At 67.9% G+C, this 23,123-nt stretch carries 26 protein-coding genes and 1 tRNA gene; 12 read left to right on the top strand and 15 right to left on the bottom strand.

Annotated features, from left to right (window positions below; translation table 11 throughout):
- Nucleotides 1–195: 195 nt before the first annotated feature.
- Nucleotides 196–813: a hypothetical protein gene (locus AM590_RS20570; protein ID WP_157575473.1), complete on the top strand. Its 618-nt coding sequence runs from the start codon at nt 196–198 to the stop codon at nt 811–813.
- 42 nt (nt 814–855) lie between these two features.
- Here the strand turns inward: AM590_RS20570 and AM590_RS14690 are convergent, their stop codons facing one another.
- The 4 genes from AM590_RS14690 to AM590_RS14705 all read right to left on the bottom strand — a co-directional run bounded on the left by AM590_RS14690 (nt 856) and on the right by AM590_RS14705 (nt 3,450).
- Nucleotides 856–1,389, bottom strand: coding sequence for a hypothetical protein (locus AM590_RS14690; protein ID WP_058828119.1), 534 nt, complete (start codon nt 1,387–1,389; stop codon nt 856–858).
- A 97-nt stretch (nt 1,390–1,486) separates the two neighbouring features.
- Nucleotides 1,487–1,559 (bottom strand) — tRNA-Thr (locus AM590_RS14695).
- Between the two features lie 92 nt (nt 1,560–1,651).
- A complete protein-coding gene (locus AM590_RS14700) occupies nt 1,652–2,638 on the bottom strand; it encodes a class I SAM-dependent methyltransferase family protein (RefSeq protein WP_058828120.1) in 987 nt (328 codons plus the stop codon).
- Nucleotides 2,639–2,979: 341 nt separating this feature from the next.
- A complete protein-coding gene (locus AM590_RS14705) occupies nt 2,980–3,450 on the bottom strand; it encodes an HTH domain-containing protein (protein ID WP_058828121.1) in 471 nt (156 codons plus the stop codon).
- Nucleotides 3,451–3,628: 178 nt separating this feature from the next.
- On the opposite strand from AM590_RS14705, the gene AM590_RS14710 reads away from it, so the two are divergent.
- Nucleotides 3,629–4,057: a universal stress protein gene (locus tag AM590_RS14710; protein ID WP_058828122.1), complete on the top strand. Its 429-nt coding sequence runs from the start codon at nt 3,629–3,631 to the stop codon at nt 4,055–4,057.
- A 55-nt stretch (nt 4,058–4,112) separates the two neighbouring features.
- Here AM590_RS14710 and AM590_RS14715 read toward each other — a convergent pair whose 3' ends face one another.
- A complete protein-coding gene (locus AM590_RS14715; protein ID WP_172795818.1) occupies nt 4,113–4,553 on the bottom strand; it encodes a universal stress protein in 441 nt (146 codons plus the stop codon).
- A 78-nt stretch (nt 4,554–4,631) separates the two neighbouring features.
- Here AM590_RS14715 and AM590_RS14720 point away from each other — a divergent pair, with 78 nt between their 5' ends.
- Nucleotides 4,632–5,348: a TVP38/TMEM64 family protein gene (locus tag AM590_RS14720; RefSeq protein WP_058828124.1), complete on the top strand. Its 717-nt coding sequence runs from the start codon at nt 4,632–4,634 to the stop codon at nt 5,346–5,348.
- Here the strand turns inward: AM590_RS14720 and AM590_RS14725 are convergent.
- Nucleotides 5,323–8,178 carry a cation-transporting P-type ATPase gene (locus AM590_RS14725; RefSeq protein WP_058828125.1) on the bottom strand — a complete coding sequence of 952 codons (2,856 nt, stop codon included), beginning with the start codon at nt 8,176–8,178 and terminating at the stop codon, nt 5,323–5,325. The two genes, AM590_RS14720 and AM590_RS14725, sit on opposite strands and share 26 nt — an antisense overlap.
- Nucleotides 8,179–8,273: 95 nt before the next feature.
- Between AM590_RS14725 and fdhF the strand changes: the two genes are divergently transcribed.
- Nucleotides 8,274–10,316 carry a formate dehydrogenase subunit alpha gene (gene fdhF, locus AM590_RS14730; protein WP_058828126.1) on the top strand — a complete coding sequence of 681 codons (2,043 nt, stop codon included), beginning with the start codon at nt 8,274–8,276 and terminating at the stop codon, nt 10,314–10,316.
- The gene (gene yqeC / locus AM590_RS14735) at nt 10,309–11,067 is read left to right on the top strand and encodes a selenium cofactor biosynthesis protein YqeC (protein ID WP_058828127.1); all 759 of its coding nucleotides are present in this window, start codon (nt 10,309–10,311) and stop codon (nt 11,065–11,067) included. The genes fdhF and yqeC overlap by 8 nt, the downstream gene beginning before the upstream one ends.
- Before the next feature lie 78 nt (nt 11,068–11,145).
- On the opposite strand, the gene AM590_RS14740 is transcribed toward yqeC, so the two are convergent.
- The 6 genes from AM590_RS14740 to AM590_RS14765 all read right to left on the bottom strand — a co-directional run bounded on the left by AM590_RS14740 (nt 11,146) and on the right by AM590_RS14765 (nt 16,029).
- Nucleotides 11,146–11,586: a pyridoxamine 5'-phosphate oxidase family protein gene (locus tag AM590_RS14740; protein WP_058828128.1), complete on the bottom strand. Its 441-nt coding sequence runs from the start codon at nt 11,584–11,586 to the stop codon at nt 11,146–11,148.
- A gap of 69 nt (nt 11,587–11,655) precedes the next feature.
- Nucleotides 11,656–12,132: a universal stress protein gene (locus AM590_RS14745; RefSeq protein WP_058828129.1), complete on the bottom strand. Its 477-nt coding sequence runs from the start codon at nt 12,130–12,132 to the stop codon at nt 11,656–11,658.
- A 30-nt stretch (nt 12,133–12,162) separates the two neighbouring features.
- On the bottom strand, nt 12,163–12,489 hold the full coding sequence (locus tag AM590_RS14750; RefSeq protein ID WP_058828130.1) for a hypothetical protein: 327 nt from the start codon (nt 12,487–12,489) through the stop codon (nt 12,163–12,165).
- A 66-nt stretch (nt 12,490–12,555) separates the two neighbouring features.
- Nucleotides 12,556–15,012, bottom strand: coding sequence for a heavy metal translocating P-type ATPase (locus AM590_RS14755; protein ID WP_058828225.1), 2,457 nt, complete (start codon nt 15,010–15,012; stop codon nt 12,556–12,558).
- Between the two features lie 2 nt (nt 15,013–15,014).
- Complete coding sequence (locus tag AM590_RS14760) at nt 15,015–15,809, bottom strand: sulfite exporter TauE/SafE family protein (protein ID WP_058828131.1); 795 nt, start codon at nt 15,807–15,809, stop codon at nt 15,015–15,017.
- A 1-nt stretch (nt 15,810) separates the two neighbouring features.
- Nucleotides 15,811–16,029, bottom strand: coding sequence for a hypothetical protein (locus tag AM590_RS14765; protein ID WP_058828132.1), 219 nt, complete (start codon nt 16,027–16,029; stop codon nt 15,811–15,813).
- A 165-nt stretch (nt 16,030–16,194) separates the two neighbouring features.
- Between AM590_RS14765 and AM590_RS14770 the strand changes: the two genes are divergently transcribed.
- From AM590_RS14770 to AM590_RS14795, 6 genes are all read left to right on the top strand, one after another.
- A complete protein-coding gene (locus AM590_RS14770; RefSeq protein ID WP_004044002.1) occupies nt 16,195–16,422 on the top strand; it encodes a hypothetical protein in 228 nt (75 codons plus the stop codon).
- Nucleotides 16,423–16,962, top strand: a complete 540-nt coding sequence (locus tag AM590_RS14775; protein ID WP_058828133.1) for a cytochrome c oxidase subunit II — start codon at nt 16,423–16,425, stop codon at nt 16,960–16,962.
- Nucleotides 16,962–18,731, top strand: a complete 1,770-nt coding sequence (locus AM590_RS14780) for a b(o/a)3-type cytochrome-c oxidase subunit 1 (protein WP_058828134.1) — start codon at nt 16,962–16,964, stop codon at nt 18,729–18,731. Before AM590_RS14775 ends, AM590_RS14780 begins: the two co-directional genes overlap by 1 nt.
- The gene (locus AM590_RS14785) at nt 18,728–18,922 is read left to right on the top strand and encodes a hypothetical protein (RefSeq protein ID WP_004971074.1); all 195 of its coding nucleotides are present in this window, start codon (nt 18,728–18,730) and stop codon (nt 18,920–18,922) included. The genes AM590_RS14780 and AM590_RS14785 overlap by 4 nt, the downstream gene beginning before the upstream one ends.
- 184 nt (nt 18,923–19,106) lie before the next feature.
- A complete protein-coding gene (locus tag AM590_RS14790; protein ID WP_058828135.1) occupies nt 19,107–19,328 on the top strand; it encodes a hypothetical protein in 222 nt (73 codons plus the stop codon).
- 136 nt (nt 19,329–19,464) lie between these two features.
- Nucleotides 19,465–19,896 (top strand): universal stress protein, encoded by a 432-nt coding sequence (locus AM590_RS14795; protein WP_058828136.1) that lies wholly within the window; start codon nt 19,465–19,467, stop codon nt 19,894–19,896.
- 24 nt (nt 19,897–19,920) lie between these two features.
- On the opposite strand, the gene AM590_RS14800 is transcribed toward AM590_RS14795, so the two are convergent.
- Both AM590_RS14800 and AM590_RS14805 read right to left on the bottom strand, forming a co-directional pair.
- On the bottom strand, nt 19,921–20,322 hold the full coding sequence (locus AM590_RS14800; protein ID WP_058828137.1) for a hypothetical protein: 402 nt from the start codon (nt 20,320–20,322) through the stop codon (nt 19,921–19,923).
- A gap of 58 nt (nt 20,323–20,380) precedes the next feature.
- Nucleotides 20,381–21,451, bottom strand: coding sequence for a S1C family serine protease (locus tag AM590_RS14805; RefSeq protein WP_058828138.1), 1,071 nt, complete (start codon nt 21,449–21,451; stop codon nt 20,381–20,383).
- Nucleotides 21,452–21,655: 204 nt separating this feature from the next.
- On the opposite strand from AM590_RS14805, the gene AM590_RS14810 reads away from it, so the two are divergent.
- Complete coding sequence (locus tag AM590_RS14810) at nt 21,656–22,315, top strand: bifunctional 4-hydroxy-2-oxoglutarate aldolase/2-dehydro-3-deoxy-phosphogluconate aldolase (protein ID WP_058828139.1); 660 nt, start codon at nt 21,656–21,658, stop codon at nt 22,313–22,315.
- A gap of 40 nt (nt 22,316–22,355) precedes the next feature.
- Here the strand turns inward: AM590_RS14810 and AM590_RS14815 are convergent, their stop codons facing one another.
- Nucleotides 22,356–23,051, bottom strand: coding sequence for a carbonic anhydrase (locus AM590_RS14815; protein WP_058828140.1), 696 nt, complete (start codon nt 23,049–23,051; stop codon nt 22,356–22,358).
- Between the last annotated feature and the right edge of the window lie 72 nt (nt 23,052–23,123).

Genomic DNA, 23,123 nt, shown 5'->3' on the forward strand with positions numbered 1-23,123 from the left:
AGCCGGGATAGTTTCACACCAAACATTTAGATGGTAGTTTTCTAACACCTGAGTATGCGACGAAGAGCATATACAGCAGCTACAATATCCTTACTTTTCGGGACGTCCGGCTGTCTAGCAACAGATGGGTCTAGACAAACAGGTGAACCGAATGCTACGGAAACAACATCGGCCGAAAATGAAAGTGGCACCGGTATGACTGAGGTCAAAACCACCGCTCAGACACCTCCTGAGCCAATTGAAACGGTCTTTCAGGGGAGTGGATCGGTATTAAAAGAGTTTCAAACCGAACGTGAGGGACCGGTGCTATTCGATATTGAGCTTGAGGACTCCTCGGGAGTCGAGATAGTTGTAATAAATGAGGAGGGTGAAAGAGAAACAACCCTACAACGACCAGGAGGCAGAAGGGACTGGACAAGTGCGGAGTTGCTCCGTGATATTGAACCCGGAAACTACGCTCTCGACGTTAGCTCAGACAGTGCTTGGAGCGTTGAGATGGATCAATATCCGGTTTTAGAACAATCTACTGTTGACCCGCCAGAATTACCATTAGAATTCGATGGGGATTCTCCTGCTGTATTTGGCCCGTACTATCTCGAAGGATTCTACAGTGTGACGAGTCTCTCTGAGGAACTTATGGCCGTTCAATTTCATAACGCAAGCGGCGAACAGTTGGAAAGCCTCAGACATAGTAGCAGATTCACGGCTGAGGGGGAAGAGGTAGAGCACGATCCGATTAACATAGAAGGCGTTTGTTGGATTAGTTGCGTAGGAATTGAAGATTATAGTGTGACTGTTGAGGGGGCTAACTAACGTATAAATCGTGATTCAACGGACTCGAACAGTAGCGATTTACTATGATTCGTCCTCACCGCTCAATTCCGAAGTGATAGAAATGCTCCGGCGCACGGGGTCGCTTTCTTCTCCCTGAGGGCCAACGACGACCAATTCGACCGTATATTCTCCGGCCTGCATATTGTGATCCCAGCGGTTGATGAACCACATAGAGGATTCAACGACGGTTTCCGTGTCTCGCTCTGGTTCAAGCGTCCGTTCGCGGTCACGGTCCATCACTTCAGCCCCGTCCGAATCGGTGATGTGCCACTGCTCGATCACGGTGAACGAATCTGTGGACGGATTGAGAACCTCGTACCGTCGACTGGCCATAAGCCATTCGTCGTCGGCCTGAAGGCGTAGGTCGTGAATGACGGGACGCTCGGTAGCGTCCACCTGTTCGGTAGTTGTGGTTTGGTCGGTCGATGTGTTCCCGTCGTCGGCGGGTTCGGATTCGTCGACGAGTCCGGATTCGCCGGACGTTCCTAAATTGACTGAGATACACCCAGCAGTCCCCACAAGAGGCACTGTCGCGAGGAAGGTCCGTCGACGCATACTTTTGGCTTCGAGGGTTGTGGTTAAATAATCCCTGACAAGAAGGTCGTCGTTTATATACCCGAATCGCCGGAAGGATTTGAACCCTTTTTAGGCAAGCCGGTGGAGGGATTTGAACCCTCGGCCTATTCCTTACGAAGGAATCGCTCTGCCAGCTGAGCTACACCGGCGCGGTGGGCTTTCGAACGCATTCTTCCGTACCCCGGTTACGTAATTAAGACTTGCGAATCAACCCGGTGTCTGCCGTTCGGCACCAGCCCTCTCACGCCCGCTTCGTCAGGCGAACGTCGAGACAGACGTTGTACTCGTGGGGGGCGTACGACCGGACGACGTGCTCGTTCACGACTTCGACCACGTAGGTCGGTTCGGCGGCGGCGCGGACGGCGGCGAGTCCCGGCCCGAACGGGTCGTCCTCGTGTTGGATGTCGTAGAGGTGAATCACGCACTCGTCGCTCGCGAGGCGGACCGCCGTATCGAGGAAGTCGCCCGCGCTGTGCGGGAGGTTCATGATGAGTCGGTCGGCCCAGCCCTCGTAGTCGGCGGCGACCTCGCGCACGTCGCCGTGAATCGCGGTGAGTCGGTCGGTCACGTCGTTCCGCTCGGCGTTCTCGCGGAGGTACTCGACGGCCGCCTCGTTGAGGTCGCAGGCAACGACCTCCGCGCCGGCGGCGGCGGCCGGGACGGCGAAGGGGCCGACGCCGGCGAACATGTCGAACACGTGCTCGCCCTCGCGAATCGCCTCAACGACGCGGTGGCGCTCGGTCGCCAGTCGCGGCGAGAAGTAGACGGTATCGATGTCGAGACGGAACTCGTGACCGTACTCGCGGTGGACGGTCTCGGTCGAGTCGCCGACGAGCACGTCCCAGTCGCGGACGCGGAGTTCGCCTTTGACCTTCGAGGCGCGGTTGACGACCGTCTCGGCCTTGAGGTCCGAGGCGACGATGGCGTCGGCGATGTCGCGGGCGCGGTCGGGGTCGTCCTCGTCGAGGATGACGATGTCGCCGAGTCGCTCGTAGGAGGGTTCGAAGCCGAGCAGATCGGCGGGCGTGGTCTGCGTCTCTCGGACGGGAGGTTCGAAGTCGACGACTGCTAGGTCGTCGGGGACGGCGTCGGCGTCGACGACGGGGATGTAGAGAGTCCCCTCGGCGACGGTAATCTCGTGGTCGTGGTCGAGCAGGCCGGCGTCGGCGAGGCGCCGGCGCGCCGCCTCGCCGGACTCGCGGGGCACGCGGACGCAGGGGACGTTCATACCCCCACCACTACACGGCTCCGAGTAAGGGTGACGCTTCGCCGCGAACGTATATACGACCCTGATGCATCAGGGACCACGTATAGATGTCTGGCGAGGAAACGATGATTCGCCCACACTCTCGACGATAGCCGTCGTTCGAGTGGGGTGCCTCTGACACAGTTGGGCCTTGCCCGGGGCCCACTTTCGGACCCCAGTCCTGAGAGGAGTGACTCGGGCGTATGCCGCCGAAATAGCGTCCGTCGGTGGCGACGTTTCTCGCGGAACTCACCGTTCGAAAATTGACCGTCTCGGCCGGATGGTGTTCTTTTTGCAGCCACGAGTCGGCGACTCGTCCCCGCTTACACCTCGACGTGGTCGCGGTCGATACCGAGGAACGACTCGGCGGTTTCGACCCAGTCGGCGAGCGTTCGAGTCCCATCGTCTCGCTCGTGCGGATAGACGGCCTCGATTTCGTCGTCGCGGAAGACGATGCCCAGCGTCGGCGGAAGGACGACCGCGTCGTGTTCGGGACCCATCCGCCCCGACCCGACCGTCGCGTGCTCGTCGAGCGTCGGGAGCGCGACCCCTTCCGTTCGCGCCCACAGCCGGCACTCGGCGAGTCGCTCGCGGACGATTGCGTCTCGTTTCGTCGGTGCGGTGTCGGACTCCACGTCAACCTCGCGACCCCACGTCCGGACGCACACGTCGTCGACGAGCCCCTCGTCCGCGAGTCGTTCGAGTCGAACGACTAGCGTCTGGTGTTCCTCCCCGAGGCCGTCCCGAATCGGGCGAATCCACAGTTCTACCCGCCGTTCACCGTCGGTCTGCATGCTCCTCACCACCGGTAACAGATACGCTCGGGGGGAGAATAAGCCGGAGCCATCCTTCCCGCCGACCGGGAATCGGAAACGCGCGGGCGACGCGTGGTGCGGTTGAGTCCGAGAGCGTGAGAGTCCGGACGGCGCGACCGGGTTCGGTTTTATTCGCTCAGCGCGCGTCTGTGACGACATGTTCGACCACATTCTCGTCCCCACCGACGGTAGCGACCACGCGGTCCGCGCCGCCGACTACGCGGTCGACCTCGCGGCGACCTACGGGGCCGCGCTCCACGTCCTCTACGTCGTCGACGTCCGAACCGGTCACGCTGACGCACCCGTCGATGACGACGATTCCCAGACGCGCGGAGAGGCGGCAGTCGGCATCGTCGCCGACCGCGCGGCCGACCGTGACGTACCCGTCGAGACGGAGATTCGGGTCGGCCTGCCGCACGAGGCCATCATCGACTACGGCGAGGAACGCGACATCGACCTCGTGGTGATGGGTACCCACGGGACGAGCGGACTGGAGCGATACCTGCTCGGAAGCGTCGCTGAGCGAGTCGTCAGACTCTCGGACGTGCCGGTGCTGTGCGTGCCGCCGGCTGATGACGACGAGTGAGGTGCGTCGCTCGGGGCTGACAGACGGGCGGTGAGGCGGGCGTGAGCGGCGGCCCTCAGCGGACGACCATCACGCTCATCGGCGCACGTCCGGCGACCAACTCGGCGACGCTCCCGAACAGCAGGTCCGTCTCGCCGGTGCGGCCGTGACCGCCGAGGTAGACGGCGTCGACGCCCTCCCGGCGCGCGAATTCGACGATGGTCCGCGCGGGGTCTCCGCGGTGGGTCTCGGTTCGGAGTTCCACGCCGCTCCCGTCGGCCAGCGCCGCGAGTTCGTCGAAGATATCCTCTGCGAGTTCGTCGGCGCGTTCGTACCACTCCTCGGAGCCGTGGAGCGGTTCCGTGCTGATGTCCACGTCGAACGGGGCGCTGTAGCCGGGGTCGGCCGGGTTGATGACGTGCAGGGCGACGACCGTCGAGTCGGCGTGCGCGAGGGCCTGTTCGAACGCTCGCTTCGACAGCGGCGAGCCATCGACGGCGACGAGAATCGTATCTATCATGATTATTAGTACGTCGTCTCGGCACAAAAACGCTCCCGCGCCGGGTTTTTCTCCGCGGCGTGCGAGGTGCCACCCGTGTTATCCGTCCCCGAACTGTTCGAGTCGCCGCGCGACCGGTGGCGGACGCTCGCGCTCGCCGTCGTCGTCGTCGCCGTCGTCGCGCTCGCCGGCACGACGCTCGTCGACCGCTTCCCGTTTCTCGCCAATCCGACGGCGCTGCGGACGTGGCTCCTCGACTTTGGCGCGCTCGCACCCCTCGCGTTCGTCGGCGTGCAAATCGCGCAGGTCCTCGTCGCGCCCATCCCCGGACAGGCGCTCGGGTTCGCCAGCGGCTACCTGTTCGGCGCGCTCTGGGGAACGGTCTACAGCATGGTCGGCATCGTCCTCGGCACGGCGCTCGCCGTCGGAATCGCGCGGTCTCTCGGCCGCCCGTACGTCGAACGCGTCGTCACCGCCGACGCCCTCTCGGTGTTCGACGACGCGATGGAGACTCACGGTTTGGCCGTCCTCTTTCTCGTGTTTCTGGTTCCGGGACTCCCGGACGACGCCATCTGCTTCGCCGCCGGCCTCACCGACATCCCGGTCCGACGGGTCGTCCTCGTCGCGGCGGTGGGTCGGCTCCCCGGCTTCCTGCTCGTGAACCTTGCGGGCGCGGCCGCCGCCGACGGCAACGCCGAACTCACCGCGGTCTTCGTCGGCGCGTTGCTCGCGGCGTCGGTTCTCGGCTACCTCTACCGCGACCGACTCATGGGCGCGCTCGGGTCGCTCACGAGTCGAACAGCCGGTCGTTGAGCCACACCAGACACAGGTTCGCGGCGAGGAACGGGACGAACGCACCCGCGACCCAGCCCCACTCCGTGAGTCCCAGCGGGACGACACCGAAGAGGTCCGCGACCGGCGTGTAGAGCAACACGAGGTGGAGCGCGAGCGACAGGCCGACCGCGCCGAGGAGCCACGGGTTCGAAAGCGGCGACAGCCGGTAGCGGAGCCGAACCGACTGCGTGCGGACCAACTCGGCGGTGACGAGGAAGGTAAACAGCACCGTCTGGGCGACGACGAGGTCGCTGGTGCGAGAGAGCGCGTAGAAGAACACGCCGAGTCCGGTCCCGGTGAGCGCGACGCCGATACCGAGAATCGAAGCGATGGTCCGGCGGTCGAGGACGCCCTCGTCGCGGGGTCGCGGCGGCCTGCGCATCACGTCGTCGGACTTGGGGTCCGCGCCGAGCGCGAGTGCGGGGAAGCCGTCGGTGACGAGGTTGAGCCACAGGAGCGCGACGGGCGTGATGACGAGCGCCGACTCGGACGCGAACACCGCGGGGAACAGCGCCGCGCCGAGGAGCGTCCCGAGGAAGACGACGAACACCTCGCCGGCGTTCGCCGACAGCAGGTAGTTGACGAACTTGCGGATGTTGTCGAAGATGCCGCGGCCCTCCGCGATGGCGTCGCGGATGGTGACGAAGTTGTCGTCGCGGAGCACCACGTCCGACGCGCCCTGTGCGACCTGCGTCCCGCGGTCTCCCATGGCGATGCCCACGTCGGCGTTACCGAGCGCCGGCGCGTCGTTGACGCCGTCGCCGGTCATCGCTACCGTGTAGCCCGCGTCCTGGAGCGCCCGGAGGATGCGGACCTTGTGTTCGGGTGCGACGCGGGCGAACACGTTGGTCTCCTCGACGACCCGGCCGAGTTCCTCGTCGTCCATTGCGGCCACCTCGGTGCCCGTGACGACCGAGTCGGCGTCGATGCCGACCTCGCGGGCGATGGCGCGGGCCGTCCGCGGGGTGTCGCCGGTCGCCATCGTCACCTGTACGCCGGCGTCGCGGCAGTCGGCGACCGCCTCGGCGACGCCCTCGCGCGCCGGGTCGGTCATGCCCTGCAACCCGAGGAAGACCAGTCCCGATTCGAGCGTCTCGTCGTCGGCGTCGGGGTCCGACTCGGGGGCGTACGCGAACCCGAGCACGCGGAGCGCGTCGTCGGCGAAGGCGGTCACGGTCGCTTCGACGCGCCCGCGGCGCTCGTCGGTGAGAGACTCGATTTCCCCGTCGACGAGGACGCGGTCGCACCGCGCGACGATTTCCTCGGGCGCGCCCTTCACGAGCGCGACGGGGCCGTCGCCGGGGGCGTCGAACGCGTCCACGACGACCGACATGCGCTTTCGCTCGGAGGTAAAGGGAACCTCGCGGAGCCTGTCGTCGGGGTCGCGCGAGCCGTCGAGGCCCGCGTCGGCGGCGGCGTTCACGAGCGCGACTTCGGTGGGGTCTCCGCGGTGGGCCCCGTCGTCGAGTTCCTTGGTGTCGTTGCAGCGAGCCCCGCAGGACAGGAGCGCCGCGAGCGCCGGGTCTGGGTCGGGGTCCAGGCTCGGGACGGCCGCGGATGCCGAGTCTGCCGTAGCCGCCGCGTCGGTCGCGGCCGACGCGCCGCCGTCTTCGGCGGCCGTCCCCGACGACGCCGAACCACTGTCCAGTTCGACCGTCCGGTCGTCGGGGAGCCACGCGCGGGTGACGGTCATGCGGTTTTCGGTCAGCGTCCCCGTCTTGTCGGTGACGATGTAGTCCACCGCGCCGAGGCTCTCGACGACCGCGAGGTTGCGGACGAGCGCGTTGCGCTCCATGAGCGTCCGCGACCCCAGCGCGAGGGTGAGCGTGACGACCGCCGGAAGCCCCTCGGGGACCGCCGCGACGGCGAGCGTGACGGCGACGAGGAGGACGACAACCGGATCGGTCGCGGTGAGGAACAGCTGGACCGCCGCAATGAGCAGGATGAGCGCGACGATGCCGATGCCGATGCGGCGGCCGAGGCGGTCCACCTCGATTTCGAACGGCGTCTCGCGCTGGCGGGCCTGTCCGAGTTGGTCGGCGATGGCTCCGAGTTCGGTGTCCATCGCGGTGGCGACGACGACGGCCTCCGCACGGCCCCTGACGACCGTGGTCCCGGCGTGAAGGACGCTTCTCCGGTCGGCCAGCGCCGCGTCGGCTTCGACGGAGTCGGCCGCCTTGTCCACCGGGGCGCTCTCGCCGGTCAGCGTCGACTCGTCGGCGCGGCAGTCGGCCGCCGTGAGAATACGGGCGTCTGCGGGGACGGCGTCGCCCGCTTCGAGGACGACCACGTCGCCCGGGACGACCTCGGTCGCGGGGACGGCCCGAATCGAGCCGCCGCGTCGGACCGTCGCGTCCGGCGTCGCCATCTCCCGGAGCGCCGCGAGCGCCTGCTCGGCGCGGTAGTTCTGCACGAAGCCGAACAGGCCGTTTCCGAGCAGGATGAGGAGGATGAGCGCGGCGTCGGTGTAGCCCGGGTCACGGCCGGGAAGGAGGCCGACGACGAGCGAGAGGCTGGCGGCGAAAAAAAGCAGGAGGATGAGCGGCCCGGTGAACTGCGAGACGAGGAGCGAAAGCGGCGAGACGCCCTCCTCGTCGGCGAGTTCGTTCGGTCCCTCATCGGCGAGTCGGCGGGCCGCGTCGTCGTCGTTGAGGCCGTCGCGGCTCGATTCGAGTCGCTCCAGCGCCGCCTCGCGTTCGAGCGCGTGCCACGGGACGTCCTCGCGTCCGCTCGCTTCCTCGGCCTCCCGATGCGCGGTTGCCTGCTCGTGCACGCTTCGACTGAACGACACGAGCGGACGTATGTCCACCGACGATTTTCATCCCGCCGCAGTCGGCGGTACGATGAATATCGTTCGGGTCGCACGTTCGACCATGTGTGTGGTGTGTCAGCGTGCCTGAGCGGGTGGCGGCATCGAGCGAGAGCGTCTGTCCGTACTGCGGCGTCGGCTGTGGCATCCGCTACGACGCCGACCGCGGGAGCGCTGTCGGGTGGCACGGCCCGGTCAACACGCGGGGCGAACTCTGTCCCAAGGGGGCCGCGGCGTGGGACGTGGTCGAACACGACGAGCGCCTGACCACCCCGCTGGTGCGAGTGAACGGCCGGCTCGTCGAGGCAACGTGGGACGAGGCGTTCGACCGCATCGAACGCGAGTTCTCGCGCGTCGTCGCCGACCACGGGCCGGACTCTGTGTTCTTCTTCTCGTCGTCGAACTGCACGAACGAGGAGAACTACCTGCTCCAGAAGACGGCGCGGGCGCTCGGGACGAACAACATCGACAACTGCGCGCGGCTCTGTCACGCCTCGACGGTGGCGGCGATGGGCGACCGCTTCGGCGCGGGCGCGATGACGAACTCGCTTTCGGACCTCGGGGAGGCCGACGTGTTCCTCGTGACCGGCGCGAACCCCGCCGAACAGCACCCGGTCATCTTCCGGTCGTACCTGCTTCCGGCGCTCAAGTCGGGGACGACCATGATTCACGTCGACCCGCGCGAGAACCAGACGACGAAGGCGGCGGACATCCACCTCCCGGTGAAGCCGGGGTTCGACATTCCGCTTCTCAACGCGATGGCCGCCGTCATCGTCGAGGAGGGACTGGTCGACGAGGCGTTCGTCGCCGAGCGAACCACGGGGTTCGCGGCGCTCCGCGAACACCTCTCGGTGGTCGATATCGACGCGGAAGCCGAGCGCGCCGGCGTCGACCCCGCCGACCTCCGCGCCGCGGCGAGAGCCTACGGCGAGGCTGGCCGCGCGGCTATCTTCACCGGCATGGGGATGAGCCAACACCACTACGGCACCGACAACGTGCAGGCGCTCATCAACCTCCCGCTCCTGACCGGCAACGTCGGGAAGGCAGGGACCGGCGTCAACCCCCTCCGCGGGCAGAACAACGTGCAGGGCGCGGGCGACGTGGGCGCGCTCCCGAACGTCTTACCGGGGTATCGCCCCGTCACCGACGACGACGCCCGCGCCGCCGTTTCCGACGTGTGGGGGTTCGAACCGCCCGCTCTCCCGGGACTCACGGAGGTCGAAGCGACCCACCGCTTCGGCGACGAGGTGCGGGCGGCCTACGTCTTCGGCGAGAACCCCGCCGTGACAGAGCCGAACGCGAACCGCGTTCGCGAGGCGTTCGAGGCGCTCGACTTCTGCGTCGTCCACGACGTGTTCCCGACCGAGACGGCCGAATTCGCGGACGTAGTGCTTCCCGGGAGCGTCTGGGCCGAGAAGTCGGGGACGGTGACGAACACCGACCGACAGGTCATCCGGATGAACCGGAACGTCGCGCCGCCGGGGGACGCCCGCGCCGACCTCGACATCCTCCGGGAGTTCGCCGCCCGCGTGGCCGGCCTCGACGCGCCCGCGACCCCCGAGGGCGTCTTCGACGAACTCCGGCGGGTGACGCCCATCTACGCCGGCATGTCGTACGACGGTATCGGAACGGGGAGCCAGCGCTGGCCGTTCCCGGTTGGCGCGACCGAGGGGACTGCCGTCCTCCACGCCGACGCGTTCGAATCGGGGTCGAAGACCGCACCGTTCCGGGTTGTCGAACACGTCGCCCCGGCCGACTCCGTCGCCGACGGCGAACTCGTCCTCGTGACAGGGCGCGTCCTCCAGCACTTCAACAGCGGCGCGCTCACCCGCCGCTCGGGCGTGCTGATGCGGATGCGCGGCGAGGACAGCCTGCAGATTCACCCCGACGACGCCGCCGCCCGCGGCATCGAAGACGGGGCGACCGTCCGCGTCGAAAACGACCGCGGCGAAATCCGGGTCGCGGCCGAGGTGACGCCCGCGGTCCGCCGCGGGACCGTCTTCGCCACGTTCCACTACGCGGAGCCGCTCGTGAACCGGTTGACCGGCGACGCGCTGGACCCGACCGCGAAGATACCGGAGTACAAACACAGCGCCGTCCGCGTGACGGCCGAGTCGGGGGTGGCGGTCGATGACTGACGACCCGTCCGCGCCCCCCGCGTCGCTCCCGACGCTGGCCGACGCCCTCGGCATCGGCCCGGACGACCTCGTCTGCGCCGTCGGCGCGGGCGGTAAGAAATCGCTGCTCTATCGGCTCGCCCGCGACCTCGACGGCGTGGTCACGAGCACCGTCCGCATCCCCATCTTCGACGACGAGGTGGCCGAGGTCGTCGTCACGGACGACCCCGAGACCGCCGTCGCCGAGACGCAGACCCGCCCGCTCGGCCTCGTCCCGGAGCGCGAACGGACCGACCGCTACCGCGGCTACGACCCGGCGACGGTCGACCGAATCGCGCGCGCCAGCGACGACGTGGTGCTCGTCAAGGCCGACGGGGCGCGGTCGCGCTGGCTGAAAGCGCCCGGCGAGGACGAACCGCAACTCCCCGACACGGCCGACCTCGTCTGCCCGGTCGCCAGCGTCCGGGTCGTCGGTGAGGCGCTTTCCGACGAGCGCGTCCACCGGCCGGAACTCGTCTCCGACGTGTCGGGCACGGCCGTCGGCGACCCGATATCCGAGTGGGACGTGGCCGCCGTGCTGTCGAACGACTGCGGCGGGATGAAAGACGTGCCCGAGACGGCGCGGGTCGTCCCGGTGCTCAACATGGTCGACGACGAGCGACTGGCCGAGACGGCCGAGGAAATCGCCAGATGGCTCCGCGAACACCCGCGCGTCGACCGGGTCGTGGCGACCTCCCTCGCCGCCGACGAGCCGATCGTCGGGCTCTACTGACTCGGCTCCCGCTCAGGGAGTGTCCGTCCTCCCGCCGCGGCGACGACCCCTTCCGACGGGTCTCGGCCGCGAGGCGGTTCATCTGGCGGTTTCGCGCCCCGTCAACTCGTCGAGTTCGAGTTCGACGAGGTGGAACTCGAGGTCGTCGACCTCCTCGTCGAACACGCGGACGCCGCCGAACAGTTCGTTGATGGTCGTCGCATCCGGTCGCTCGTCGTCCGGGAGGACGCGAATCGGGCCGCGAGCCATGATACTCCACGAGTCTTTGCCCGCGTCCTCGTAGCAGACGAACGTCGCCTCCTCGGTCTCCTCGATGAACGCGAACTTCTCGCTTCGCCCGTCGTCGGTGAGGCGGAACAGGAGCCGACCCCCCTCGGCGTCGTAGGAGACGTGCGCGGGAATCGCGTAGGAGCGCCCGCCGTCGGCCAGCGACAGCACGCCCGACGAAGCGTTCGACAGCCGTTCGGAGACGGTCTCCGGGTCGGTCCCGACGGTGTAAACGTACCTGATATCTCGCATACCTGATGTTCGCGGCCGCGACACATGAAACGGTGGCTCGACGACGGCGTCCGCCGACCCCGAGCGGCGTCAGGGGAGATAGAAGTGGGACTTGGGGAACCGCCTGTGAATCTCCGGGGGCGCGTGGCGGACGATGTGCACGTCGTGGGCGTCGTCGCTGGCGACGTTCCCGCCGACGCTGACGAGCGGGACGACGACGCGGCCCGCGTTCTCGCTCCCGACGAAGATGACGGTCGCGTCCGTCTCAGACGCGACTGTCCTGAGCTTCGAAACGATGTTTCCCGGCGCAGGGTTCTTGCCGACTGAGACTGCCTGAAACGACGCCGACGGCGCGATGTCGACCGCGGTTTTGTGGAGTTCTCCGACGACGGTCTGTCGGTCGAAAACCTCCCGCGACGGGACCCACCCCGCCTCGACGGCGTACGCCGAGTCGTCGGGGACCACGGCGACGGCGAGCACGTCGTGACCGGTGGCCGACGCGAATTTCGCGGCGCTATCGAGCGCCGCGTTCGCCAGTCGAGAGCCGTCGTAAGCGACGAGGTACATGCGTTCCGGTCGTTCTGCGGCCCTGATAAATCAGTCGTCGGCTACCGACTCGACTCGCTTGCCGGACCCGGACGACGCGAGTCGGTCGAGGGCGTCCTGCGCGGCGTCGCTCACGGCGTTCGTGTCTCGGTAGGAGTCACCGAGTCCCACTTCCCGGCGGTGCCACTCGCCGTCGGCGAAGGCGAAGATATCGACCCACCAGTAGAGCGTCAGTCCCCGCGCGAACTCGGTGATGGTGACGCGTCGGTCCGAGTCGGGCGACTCGTAGACGGTCTTAGCGCTCGCCTCGTCGGTGTCCACGTCGGTCTCGACGGTCCACCCCTCCGGAACGGCGAGCGAGAAGGGGTCGTCTGTCATTATCGTTCCCGACGGGGCGGAGTGACTTGATTGGTCCGCTTTCGGCGACCGTCTCGGGAAGGCGACTCAGTCGAGCGACCGCGCCGAGTTGGCGACGACGAGCAGGCTCGACGTGCCCATGGCGACGGCGGCGAAAAGCGGGTTGAGCACGCCGAGGGCGGCCAGTGGGATGGCGACCGCGTTGTAGCCGAACGCCCACGCGAGGTTGCCGCGGATGCGGCGGTTCACTCCGGTCGAAAGCGAGAACACCTCCGGAATCGCGTCGATGTCGCGGCCGACGAGCACCGCGTCGGCGGCGTCGCCCGCGATGTCCGTCCCCGTGCCGAGCGCGATGCCGATGTCGGCGGCGGCGAGCGCGGGCGCGTCGTTGCTCCCGTCGCCGACCATCGCCACGGTGCCCCGGGCGCGGAGGCGTTCGACCGTCTCGGCTTTCGCCTCCGGCGGGACGCCCGCGAACACGTCTGTCACGTCCGGGTGCTCGCGGAAGCGCCGCGCGGCGCGCTCGGAGTCACCGGTGAGCACCACGACCTCGCGGCGGCCGTTGTCGGCGACGGCGGCGACCACGTCGTCCCACGCGGCCCGCGGTTCGTCGCCGACGACGAGCACCGCCCGAGAGCGCCCGGCCCACCCGACGACGACGGGAACCGCGCCCTCGTCGCGGGCGGCTTCGACCGCGGCCTCGTGACCCGGTGCGAGCGTCACGCCCTCGTCGCGGAGGAGCGAGGGGTGGCCGACGACGACGCGCTCGCCGTCGACTCGGCCGGAGACGCCGCGGTCGTGGACGGTCACGTCGTCGGCCGAAACGTCGGGAATCGACGCGTTCGCGTCCGCCGCCTCGATTCGGTCTTCGGCCGTCTCCACGACGGCGGTCGCGAGCGGGTGCGCGGAGAAGCGTTCCAGCGCGGCGGCCGCGGCGAGGGCGGCGGTTCCGCTGTCGCCGACGACCCGGAGGACCGCCATGTCGCCGTCGGTGAGCGTCCCGGTCTTGTCGAAGACGACCACGTCCACGTCGGGGACGGCCTCGAAGACGGCCTCGGAGGCGATGACGATGCCCCGACTCGCGGCCTCCTTGATGCCCGAGGCGACCGCCAGCGGCGTGGCGAGGCCGAGCGCACAGGGACACGAGACGATGAGGACCGTGAGGCCGATGAGGAGCGCGTCGGTCGGCGTGCCGCCGCGGACGAGCGTCAAGCCGAAGGCGACGGCGGCGAGGACGAGCACCGTCGGGACGAAGATGGTCGCCAGTTTGTCGGCGAGGCGCTGGACGCCCGAGCGGGCGCTCTGGATGTCCCAGAGCAGTTCGACCAGCCGGTCGAGCGTGCTCGTCGCGTCCTCGCCGACCGCGACGACGAGTGGGCGGTCGGTGACGACGGTCCCGCCAAGCACGTCGTCGCCGGGGCGCTTCGTCCGCGGCATCGACTCGCCGGTGACGAGCGCCTCGTCGACCGCGGCGGCCCCCTCGCGGACTGTCCCGTCGACGGGAATGCGCTCGCCCGGCCGGACCTCCACGAGGTCGCCCGGTTCGAGCGCGTCGAGCGCGACCATCTCGACGGCGGTGTCACCGGCACCCTCAGCGTCCCCCGCGACTCTGCGGCGGGCCTCGGAGACCCGCGAGGCCGCGAGGTCCGAGAGCATCCCGGCGGCCTTCCGCTTGATGCGGTCCTCGTAGTAGTTGCCGAGCGTGACGACGAGGATGATGGCGACGGTCACGTCGAAGTAGACGTGGGTCTCGCCGACGAGGACGGCCGCTGTCGAGTAGACGTAGGCGCTCGTCGCGGCCAGCGACACGAGCAGGTCCATGTTCGGCTGACCGGCGCGGAGGCTGACGAGCGCCCCGCGGAGGATGGGAAAGCCGGTGTAGAACAGGACGATGGAGGTCATCACCCAGATGTTGCCGAGGATGTAGATGCCGTCGAACACCCCGAGTTCGACGACCGGTTGGAAGCCGACGTAGGTCGGGTACAGAAACAGGACGTACCACAGCATCACCATCATGCCGAAGACGCCGCCGCCGATGACGAACCGCGCGACCTGATTGTCGGAGCGCTCGGCCGCCTCGCGCTCCTCGGGGTCGCGCGTGCCGTAGCCGTAGCGGGCCAGCGTCCCCGACAGTCCGTCCAAATCGGCGGTCTCCGGGTCGTAGGTGACGCGGACCATGTCGTTGGCGTAACTCGCCTCCGCGGCGTAGACGCCCTCGCAGGTCCGCGCAGTCCCGGAGACGAACGCCTCGCAGGTGGCGCAGTGCATCCCGTCGACGGCCATGTACGTCCGCTCGGCGTCGTCGGGCACCTCGTCGGTCTCGCCCGCGAGTTCGCGCTTGACCGTCTCGGGGTCGGCGCTCGCCGCGTCGCCGAGCGCGCGGGTGATTTCGAGACAGCCGCGACAGCAGAACTCGCCGTCCACCTCGTCGTCGGTGACGGGCGGCGTCGGCGTCGGCAGGCCACAGAGGTCACAGCCCTCGTCGTCAGTTCCGGCGTCGCTTCCGCCGCCGGCCGACCCGCGTGACCGCGTCGTCGTCGACATCATCACAACGGTTGGTAGAAGGGCACGTGAAGGTGCGGGACCGACACGCCCAGAAGCATCAGCCCGTGCGACAGCGGGATGTAGCCGAGGACGAGGAACGCCGCCCCGAGCGCTCGGTGGAGCGTCGCCCGCCGGCGCGCCGAGACGCGGCCCAGAAGCGTCCCGTAGAGGAACAGCGTCGGAATCGTCCCGAGGCCGAGCAGGCCGAGTAGGGCGGCGGCCCGGAGCGGTTCGCCCGTCGAGAAGGCGTAGAGGTACGCCGGGTAGATGATTGGACACGGGAGCAGGCCGTGAATCGCTCCGAGACCGAGGATTCGCGGCCCGCCGACGAGTCTGTCTACGCGGGCGGTCGCCCACCCGCTGACGCGGCCGAACAGGCGCGTGACCGCGGTCGGTGTGAATCGGTCGATAGCGGCCGACTGGCCGACGAGGTAGCCGACGCCGGTGAGAATGATGGCGGTCCCGACAAGCAGGCCGGTCGTCGCGCGGACGCCGCTCCCGACGGCGGCTACCGAGTCGAACGCGTCGAAAAACAGGCCGCCGACGAGGGCGAAGGTGGCACCGATGGCCGCGTAGCTCAGCGCCCGCCCGACGTTGAACAGGGCGTGTTGGCGGACCTGCCGGACGGTGAGCGACCGGCTATCGACGCCCTCGCGGTCGGCGAGGCGGTCGGCGTAGACGCTGACGAGCGGGCCGCACATCCCGAGGCAGTGTGCCCCACCGAAGAGGCCGACGAGGAGGAACGCGACGGCCTCGGGCGTCGCGGCCGGCAGTCCGAGCGAGATGCCGCCGTCCATCTCACGCGGCGTGTTCGCCGTCGGTCTCGGGGTCGGCGTCGCCGTCGTGGCCGTGTCCGCCCTCGGTCGGGCTCATGAGGAAGTAGATGACTGCGGAGATGAGAAGCACGTTGACGGCCGTGACGACGCCCGCGAGGGGGTTTTTCGTCACGCCGAAGATGACCGCTGGCAAGAGCGCGAGCAGTGCGACGGTTCCGGCGCGTCGTGGCGTGAGTTCCATACCGGTCCATTCGCGACCACGGTGTTTCTGATTTCGCCTATTCCCACCGCGTTGGAATGGGGTGTTGCGTTAAAGTCCCGTTATTCCTCATGACCGGGTATGGCCGTTGATTCGACAGCAGAGGGAGCCGCGTCCTCTGCCGCGCGCGTTTCCACCGACGGAGGCGTGCCAGCAAACGCGGATTCCCAAGGTGATTCCGGGCAGGCAGACCCCCCGGTCGACTCCATCGTCGGGACGGCCGACGACGGCATCGTTCGCGAACTCGGACACGACGATTTCGACCCGGTCGGGACGCTCGTGCTCGTCCTCATCTACATGGCGATTCTCATCGGCATGTGGGTGTTCATGTACTTCGTCGAGTTCCTCGGACGGGGTCTCACGGTGGTGGGATAGATGGAGATACACGCCTACGAGAAACTCTGGTTGGCGCTGGCGCTCGTCCTCATCGTCGGGTTCATCGGGACGATTACCTACGGGGCCGCCGGCGCGGGTATCGACATGATAGACGACAAGGGCGGCACGGTCGACCCGGCGACGCTCGACCAGCACCCGAAGTTCGGCGACCCCGGCATCGAACGGAACGGTGAGAACAGCTACGACGTGTACGTCGTCGCTCGCCAGTTCGTCTTCGAACCCGGCACGACCGAACCGCTCCGGGTTCCCGCCGGCAGCACGGTCACGTTCCACGTGACCGCCGCCGACGTCATCCACGGCTTCGAAGTCGTCGGCACGAACGCGAACACGATGGCCATCCCCGGGCAGGTCGCGGAGTTCACCGTCGAGTTCGGCGAACCGGGCGAGTACGGGATGCTGTGCAACGAGTACTGTGGCTCCGGCCACCACGTGATGGAAGGGAAGATTGTGGTTATGGAACAGGAAGCATTCGACAGTTGGTACGAACAACAGCAGGCGCAAGGGGAGGCTGAGAACTGATGGCGACCGAATCCGGCGGTAGCGAGTTCGTCGATACGTTCCCCGACGAGGCGGCGATTATCAAGGCGAGTTTCCTCATCGCGTTCGTCTCGCTCGGCATCGGCGCCTTCTTCGGGCTCATTCAGGCGCTCCACCGGACGAACGTCCTCCGCGTCATCGACTCCGCGGACTACTACACGTTGCTGACTGGCCACGGCGTGCTGCTCGCCATCGTCTTCACCATCTTCTTCCTCTGTGGGGTGTTCCACTGGGCGGTCGCGAGGAGCCTCGACCGACCCGCCGAAAGCGCGCTGTTCTCGTGGGCGTGGGTCGGCCTGATGACGACGGGTACGGTTCTGGCCACCGTCGCCATCCTCGGCGGCCTCGTCCCGAACCTCGGCATGAGCGCGGACGTGCTGTTCACGTTCTACGCGCCGCTCCAAGCCCACCCGATATTCTACATCGGGCTCGCGATGTTCATCGTCGGCACGTGGCTCGCCGGCGCGGACTGGTTCCTCTCCTACCGCGCGTGGCGGCAGGACCACCCGGACGAGCGCATCCCGCTGCAGACGTTCATGGTCCTCACGACCATGATTATGTGGTACATCTCCACCCTTGGCGTCGCCGTCTCGGTGGTGTTCTTCCTCATCCCGTGGTCGCTTGGCCTCATCGAGAGTGTCAACCCGCTTCTGACGCGGACGCTCTTTTGGTACTTCGGCCACCCAATCGTCTACTTCTGGCTGATGCCGGCGTACCTGCTTTGGTACACCGTGCTCCCCAAGCTCGCGGGCGGGCGGCTGTTCAGCGACCCGCTCGCACGCGTGGTGTTCCTGTTGTTCCTCCTGCTTTCGACCCCGGTCGGGATTCACCACCAGTACCTCGACCCGGGCATCGCGGAGGGCTTCAAGTTCATCGCCATGACGAACACGATGTTCCTGCTCCTCCCGTCGCTCCTTACGGCCTTCACGGTCGTCGCCAGCGTCGAACACGGCGCGCGCCAGCGCGGCGGTGAGGGCTACCTCCGCTGGCTCGGCGCGCTCCCGTGGCGCGACCCCGCGTTCACCGGCATGGCGCTCGCCGGCGCGATGTTCGCCGCCGGCGGCTTCTCCGGCATGATCAACGCCGGGATGAACATCAACTACCTCATCCACAACACGCTGTGGGTGCCGGGCCACTTCCACCTCACCGTCGGCACGGCCGTCGCGCTGACGATGATGGCCGGGTCGTACTGGCTCGTCCCGCAGGTCACGGGCACGAAGCTCTACAGTCGCCCCATCGGCCTCCTGCAGGTCATCATGTGGTTCGTCGGCATGGTGTTCATGTCGAACGCGATGCACCGCGCCGGCCTCGCCGGCATCCCGCGGCGCACCGCCGAACCGCAGTACCAGAACTTCGAGTTCCTGACGCCCATCGGGAGCATCTTCGAGCTTCGGGTGCAGATTGCCCTCGGCGGGACGCTCCTGTTCCTGTCGGTGGTGCTGTTCCTGTTCAACATCCTCCTGACCTCGCTCGGAGAGGAGTCCGACCGCCCGGTCGACTCCTACCTGCCCGAGCCGCTTTCGGGCCCCGAAGGGAGTCCGCGCATCCTCGACAACCTCGCGATGTGGACCGGTATCGCGGCGGTGCTCGTCGTGCTCGCGTACACGCTCCCGCTGGCCGGCATCATCCAGAACGGCGGCGGGCTGTTCGGCGGCGGGCTGCCCGTCCCGGCGACGGTCTCGGCCGGCTTCGATCTCGTGTTGACGACAGTCACGAGCGCGTTCAACACCCTCTGGGGGGTCGTCGCGTGAAGCTCACGAAGGCGCGGGCGCTCATCCTCATCGCGTTCAGCGTCCCCGTCGCCATCGAACTGCGCACGGTGGCGGGCTTCTTCAACGTGGAGCTCCCGCTTATCGCCGTGGCTGTCATCGAGTTCCTCTTTCTCGCCCTGCTGTTCGTGCTGTACGGGCTCTACGGCGAGGGGTCGGAGTCGGCGGCGTAGCCGTCGACCCGGACGCCGTTTCGCCGCCTGATTTTCTGTATCGCCCCCGCGAAACCTGCCACGCGACGACCCGCGTATCGGCATAAAACCCCCACGATAGCGTGGGAGACGCTCGGATAGTTTCCCGGCCGCTGGGAAGCAGTCTCCGTTTATATTCGGTAGTCCCGCGTAAGTCCAAGCGACCATGAGCAACCTCGACTTGATGAAGGCCGGCATCGGCCTCGCGGTTGTCATCGGCATCGTCCTCACGGCGGTCGCCGGCTACGCGCTGTTCGCAACGTTCGGCGGTATCGACGGCCTGACCGTCGCGCCGGAACTCTTCGTGTCCGTCCTCTTCGGCGGCCTACTCGTCGCGGCCGCCGCGGGCGTCCGGCGGGTCGTTCCCCGGCCCCGAACCCGCGTCTGAGCGTTCGCACCGACCGGCTCGGACCGGCTCCGCTGACCTCCATTCTCCGCTTTCCGACCCGCTGAGCGACCGCGTCGGCTCGGCGGCCGCGCTACTGAGGCGAAAAGCGATACCTCCTGAACACCAATAGAGTGACATGTACGACACCGTTCTCGTCCCAACCGACGGCAGCGCCCGTTCCCTCGCGGCGGCCCGTCGTGCTATCGACCTCGCGAGTGCCTACGGGGCGTCGATTCGAGTCCTCTCGGTCATCGACGTCGACGACCTCGGTCTGTGGACGGCCGCCGACGTGCCGGTCGAGCGAGTTCGCGCGAGCCTCCGCGACGCCGCCGAGATGGCGGTCGAGGAGGTCGCGTCGCTCGCCGCGGACGCGGGCGTCCCCTGTGAGACGACGGTCCGGATCGGCGTGCCCTACCGGGAGATTCTCGACGCGGTCGACGAGGGCGATACGGACCTCGTGGTGATGGCGACCCACGGGCGGACCGGGCTCGAACACGCGATTCTCGGGAGCACAACGGAACGGGTCGTCAGGCTCGCCGACGTGCCGGTGTTGACGGTTAGGGAGTGAGTCGAACCCGGAGTCGAACCCGGCTCAGACCAACGCTCTGAGCCCGTCGCGGAGCGCCCGCCGACCGTAGATCGCGAGGCCGACGGCCCCGGCCGCGCCCAAGAGGAGCGGAATCACGTCGAAGCCGTCGACCGCCAACCGGAGCGCACCCCAGACGAGGAACGCGGCGGCCTGCGCGACGTAGAACGCGAGCGTCTCGTTGAACGGGACGAACCCCCCGGCGAGGAAGACGACACAGAGGAGCGCGATGCCGATCACGTCGGCACTCATCGGCGGGAGCCAGCCGAGCGCGACCGCGCCGACGGCGAACGCACAGAAGACGACGCCGACGGCGAGCCGTAGCGGCGCGATTTCGGCGAACAGCGATTTGTCCGGCGGGACGACGTTCGAGCCGCCGTCGGCCGGCGTCGTAGATGTCGGAGGCACAGTCGTACGTTCGTCCGGAACTGTCAAAATTCTATTCTCTCGTCCGGCTGCGGTCCGCTTACTCCACGGGGATGCGACTGCCGCCGTCCCCGCCAGTCCGGTCGTCGCGGTCGACGGCGGGGCGCTCGTCGAGTTCGACGACGAGCGTCAGCGGGTCGCCCTCGCGGACGATGCCGACGGCGACTGGTTCGCCGGGGCGCGTTTCGGTGATGAGGTAGCGCATCAGTTCCTCGTGGGTGCGGACCGGGTTGCCCTCGATTGCGACGAGCACGTCGCCGCCGACGGGGACTTCCGTGCCGCGGTAGTCGGCAGTCCCGCGACAGCCGTGGAGGAATCCCTCGTCGCCGTCGGTACCGGCGGCGTCGACGACGAGGACGCCGTGGGGCGCGTCGAGGCCGTTCACCTCGGCGACGGTCGGCGTCACGTCGAGAGTGCGCGCCCGGAGGTACGAGTGGCGATAGCGGCCGTCGGCGACGAGCGCCGGAAGGATGCGGTTGGCGATGACGGGCGAGACGGCGAAGCCGATGTTGTCGCCCTGTTTAGCGCGGTTGACGCCGACGACCTCGTAGGCGAACTCGGCATCGTCGGCGGCGGCGTCGACGTCGTTGCCGTCGGGTTCCTCGGCGGCGAATCCAACGAGCGGCCCACCCGAGTTGCCGGGGTTGATGGGGGCGTCCGTCTGGACCACGTCCGGGATGGCGAAGCCGTTCGAGGTGGGGAGCGACCGATTCGACCCGGAGACGATACCCGCCGAGATAGAGCCGTCGAGGCCCAACGGGTTGCCGAGTGCGGCGACCGAGCGCCCCGGCGCGGGGTTCTCGGCCGCGAGCGGAAGCGCCACGGCGTCTTCGGGCAGGTCGTCGACGGCGACGACGGCGAGGTCGGTGTAGGCGTCCGCGCCGACGACCTCGCCGACGCGCCACGACCCGTCGGCAAAGCGGAGTTCGACCCGGCCGGCGTCTGCGGCGTCGGCGAGCCGCGAGACGTGCTCGTTGGTGACGAGATGCCGGTCGTCGTAGACGAAGGCGCTCCCCGCCCCGCCGGGTCGGCGGCGGCCGCCGACGTAGACGGAGACGACCGAGGGGATGACGTCGCGGTACAGCGCTTCGAAATCGGGATACGTTGGCATGGTGGTGCGACGGGGCGGCACATACCGCCGGGGCGTCGCTTACCTCGGGTTAGCGCCCAGCGAATTTGAGCGTGTCGCGTGGTGACAGCCAACACGACTGTCACGGGCGGCGACCCGGTCGGTGGCGGCGGCCGCGGGGTGCGAGCGAAACGATGCCGCGAGGCCCCCAATTTAATACTATCTGTAGTAAACGTCGAGACAGCAATGGTCGCACTCGACGTACACGAGGACATGCAACGACTCGCCGACAGCGGCGTCGTCGCGGTGATGCGCGGCGCGGACGCGGACACCATCATCGACGTGGCCGACGCGCTCCACGAGGGCGGCGTCACCGCCTACGAAATCACGGCCGACAATCCCGACGCGATGGACCTCATCCGCGAGGTGTCGGCGTCCTTTTCGGACCGCGAAGCCATCGTCGGCGCCGGGACCGTCCTCGACGCGCCGACCGCCAACGCGGCCATCCTGGCCGGCGCGGAGTTCGTCGTCGGGCCGAACTTCGACGAGGGCGTCGTCGAGACCTGCAACCGCTACGGGACGCTCGTCGCGCCGGGTATCATGACCCCGACCGAGGCGACCGACGCGTACTCGGCGGGCGCTGACCTCGTGAAGGTGTTCCCCGCCTCCTCGCTCGGCCCCGGCCACCTCAAGAGCATGAAGGGGCCGCTCCCGCAGATTCCGATGATGCCGACCGGCGGCGTCGGCCTCGACAACGCCGCGGACTACATCGAGGCCGGCGCGGTCGTCGTCGGCGCGGGCGGCGCGCTCATGGACGGCGAAGCCATCGAAAACGGCGACTTCGAGGCCATCACCGAGACGGCCCGCGAGTTCTCGACCGTCATCGACGACGCTCGGGACGACTAAAGCCGAACCGAAGCCGAACCGAACCGCCCGCCAACCTCTTCTATCGAATCGACCGTACACGCTCTTCGAACCTCGTCGGAACCACGTCGGCGAGCGCCTCGGGGTCCGACTCGCCGTTGGCCGCGACGAGGTAGGCCGCGCCGTCGTCTTCGCCGTAGACGCGCTGGAAGTCGTAGACGAAGCCCCAGCAGTCGGTCGCCTCGGGCACCTCGTCGCTCTCGGTGAGGTACTCCACCTGCCGGACGACCGCGTACTCGACGAGTCGGTTGACCGCCTCGCCGCCCGGCGTGTCCGCGTCGAACACGCCGAGTTCGCGGGCCTCCTCGGCGAGCGGGACGAGTCGGGAGACGGCGGCTTCGACCGCCGGGGGCAGGTCCCCAACGCTCCCGTCTGTGATGGTCTCGTAGGCGGCCGTCACCGCGCCACAGCCGGTGTGGCCGAGGACAACCACGTCGGTCGTCCTGAGCGCCGAGACCGCGTAGCCGACGGCGTCGTTGACGACGAGTCGTCCGTCGGCCTCGGTCCACACCTGGTTGCCGACGTTGACCGACGTGAACAGCTGACCGGCCCTGTCGGCGCTCCAGACCGCGTCGGCGGGGACGCGAGAGTCCGAACAGCTCACGGAGACGACCGCCGGCGACTGCGCCTCGCGGACGCCGTCGAAGTGGTCGACGCCGAGGCTCTCGACGTGCCGCGCGTTTCCGGCCAAGAGCGACTCCAGCGCTGTTCGCGTCATTGGGTTACGTTGCACCCGCGCGTCTATATAGCTCCCCGCTCGTCGCGATTTTCACCGCCGCCGGTAGGGTTC

This window comes from Haloferax sp. Q22 (assembly GCF_001482285.1).
In the GTDB taxonomy this organism is placed as follows: Archaea; Halobacteriota; Halobacteria; order Halobacteriales; family Haloferacaceae; genus Haloferax.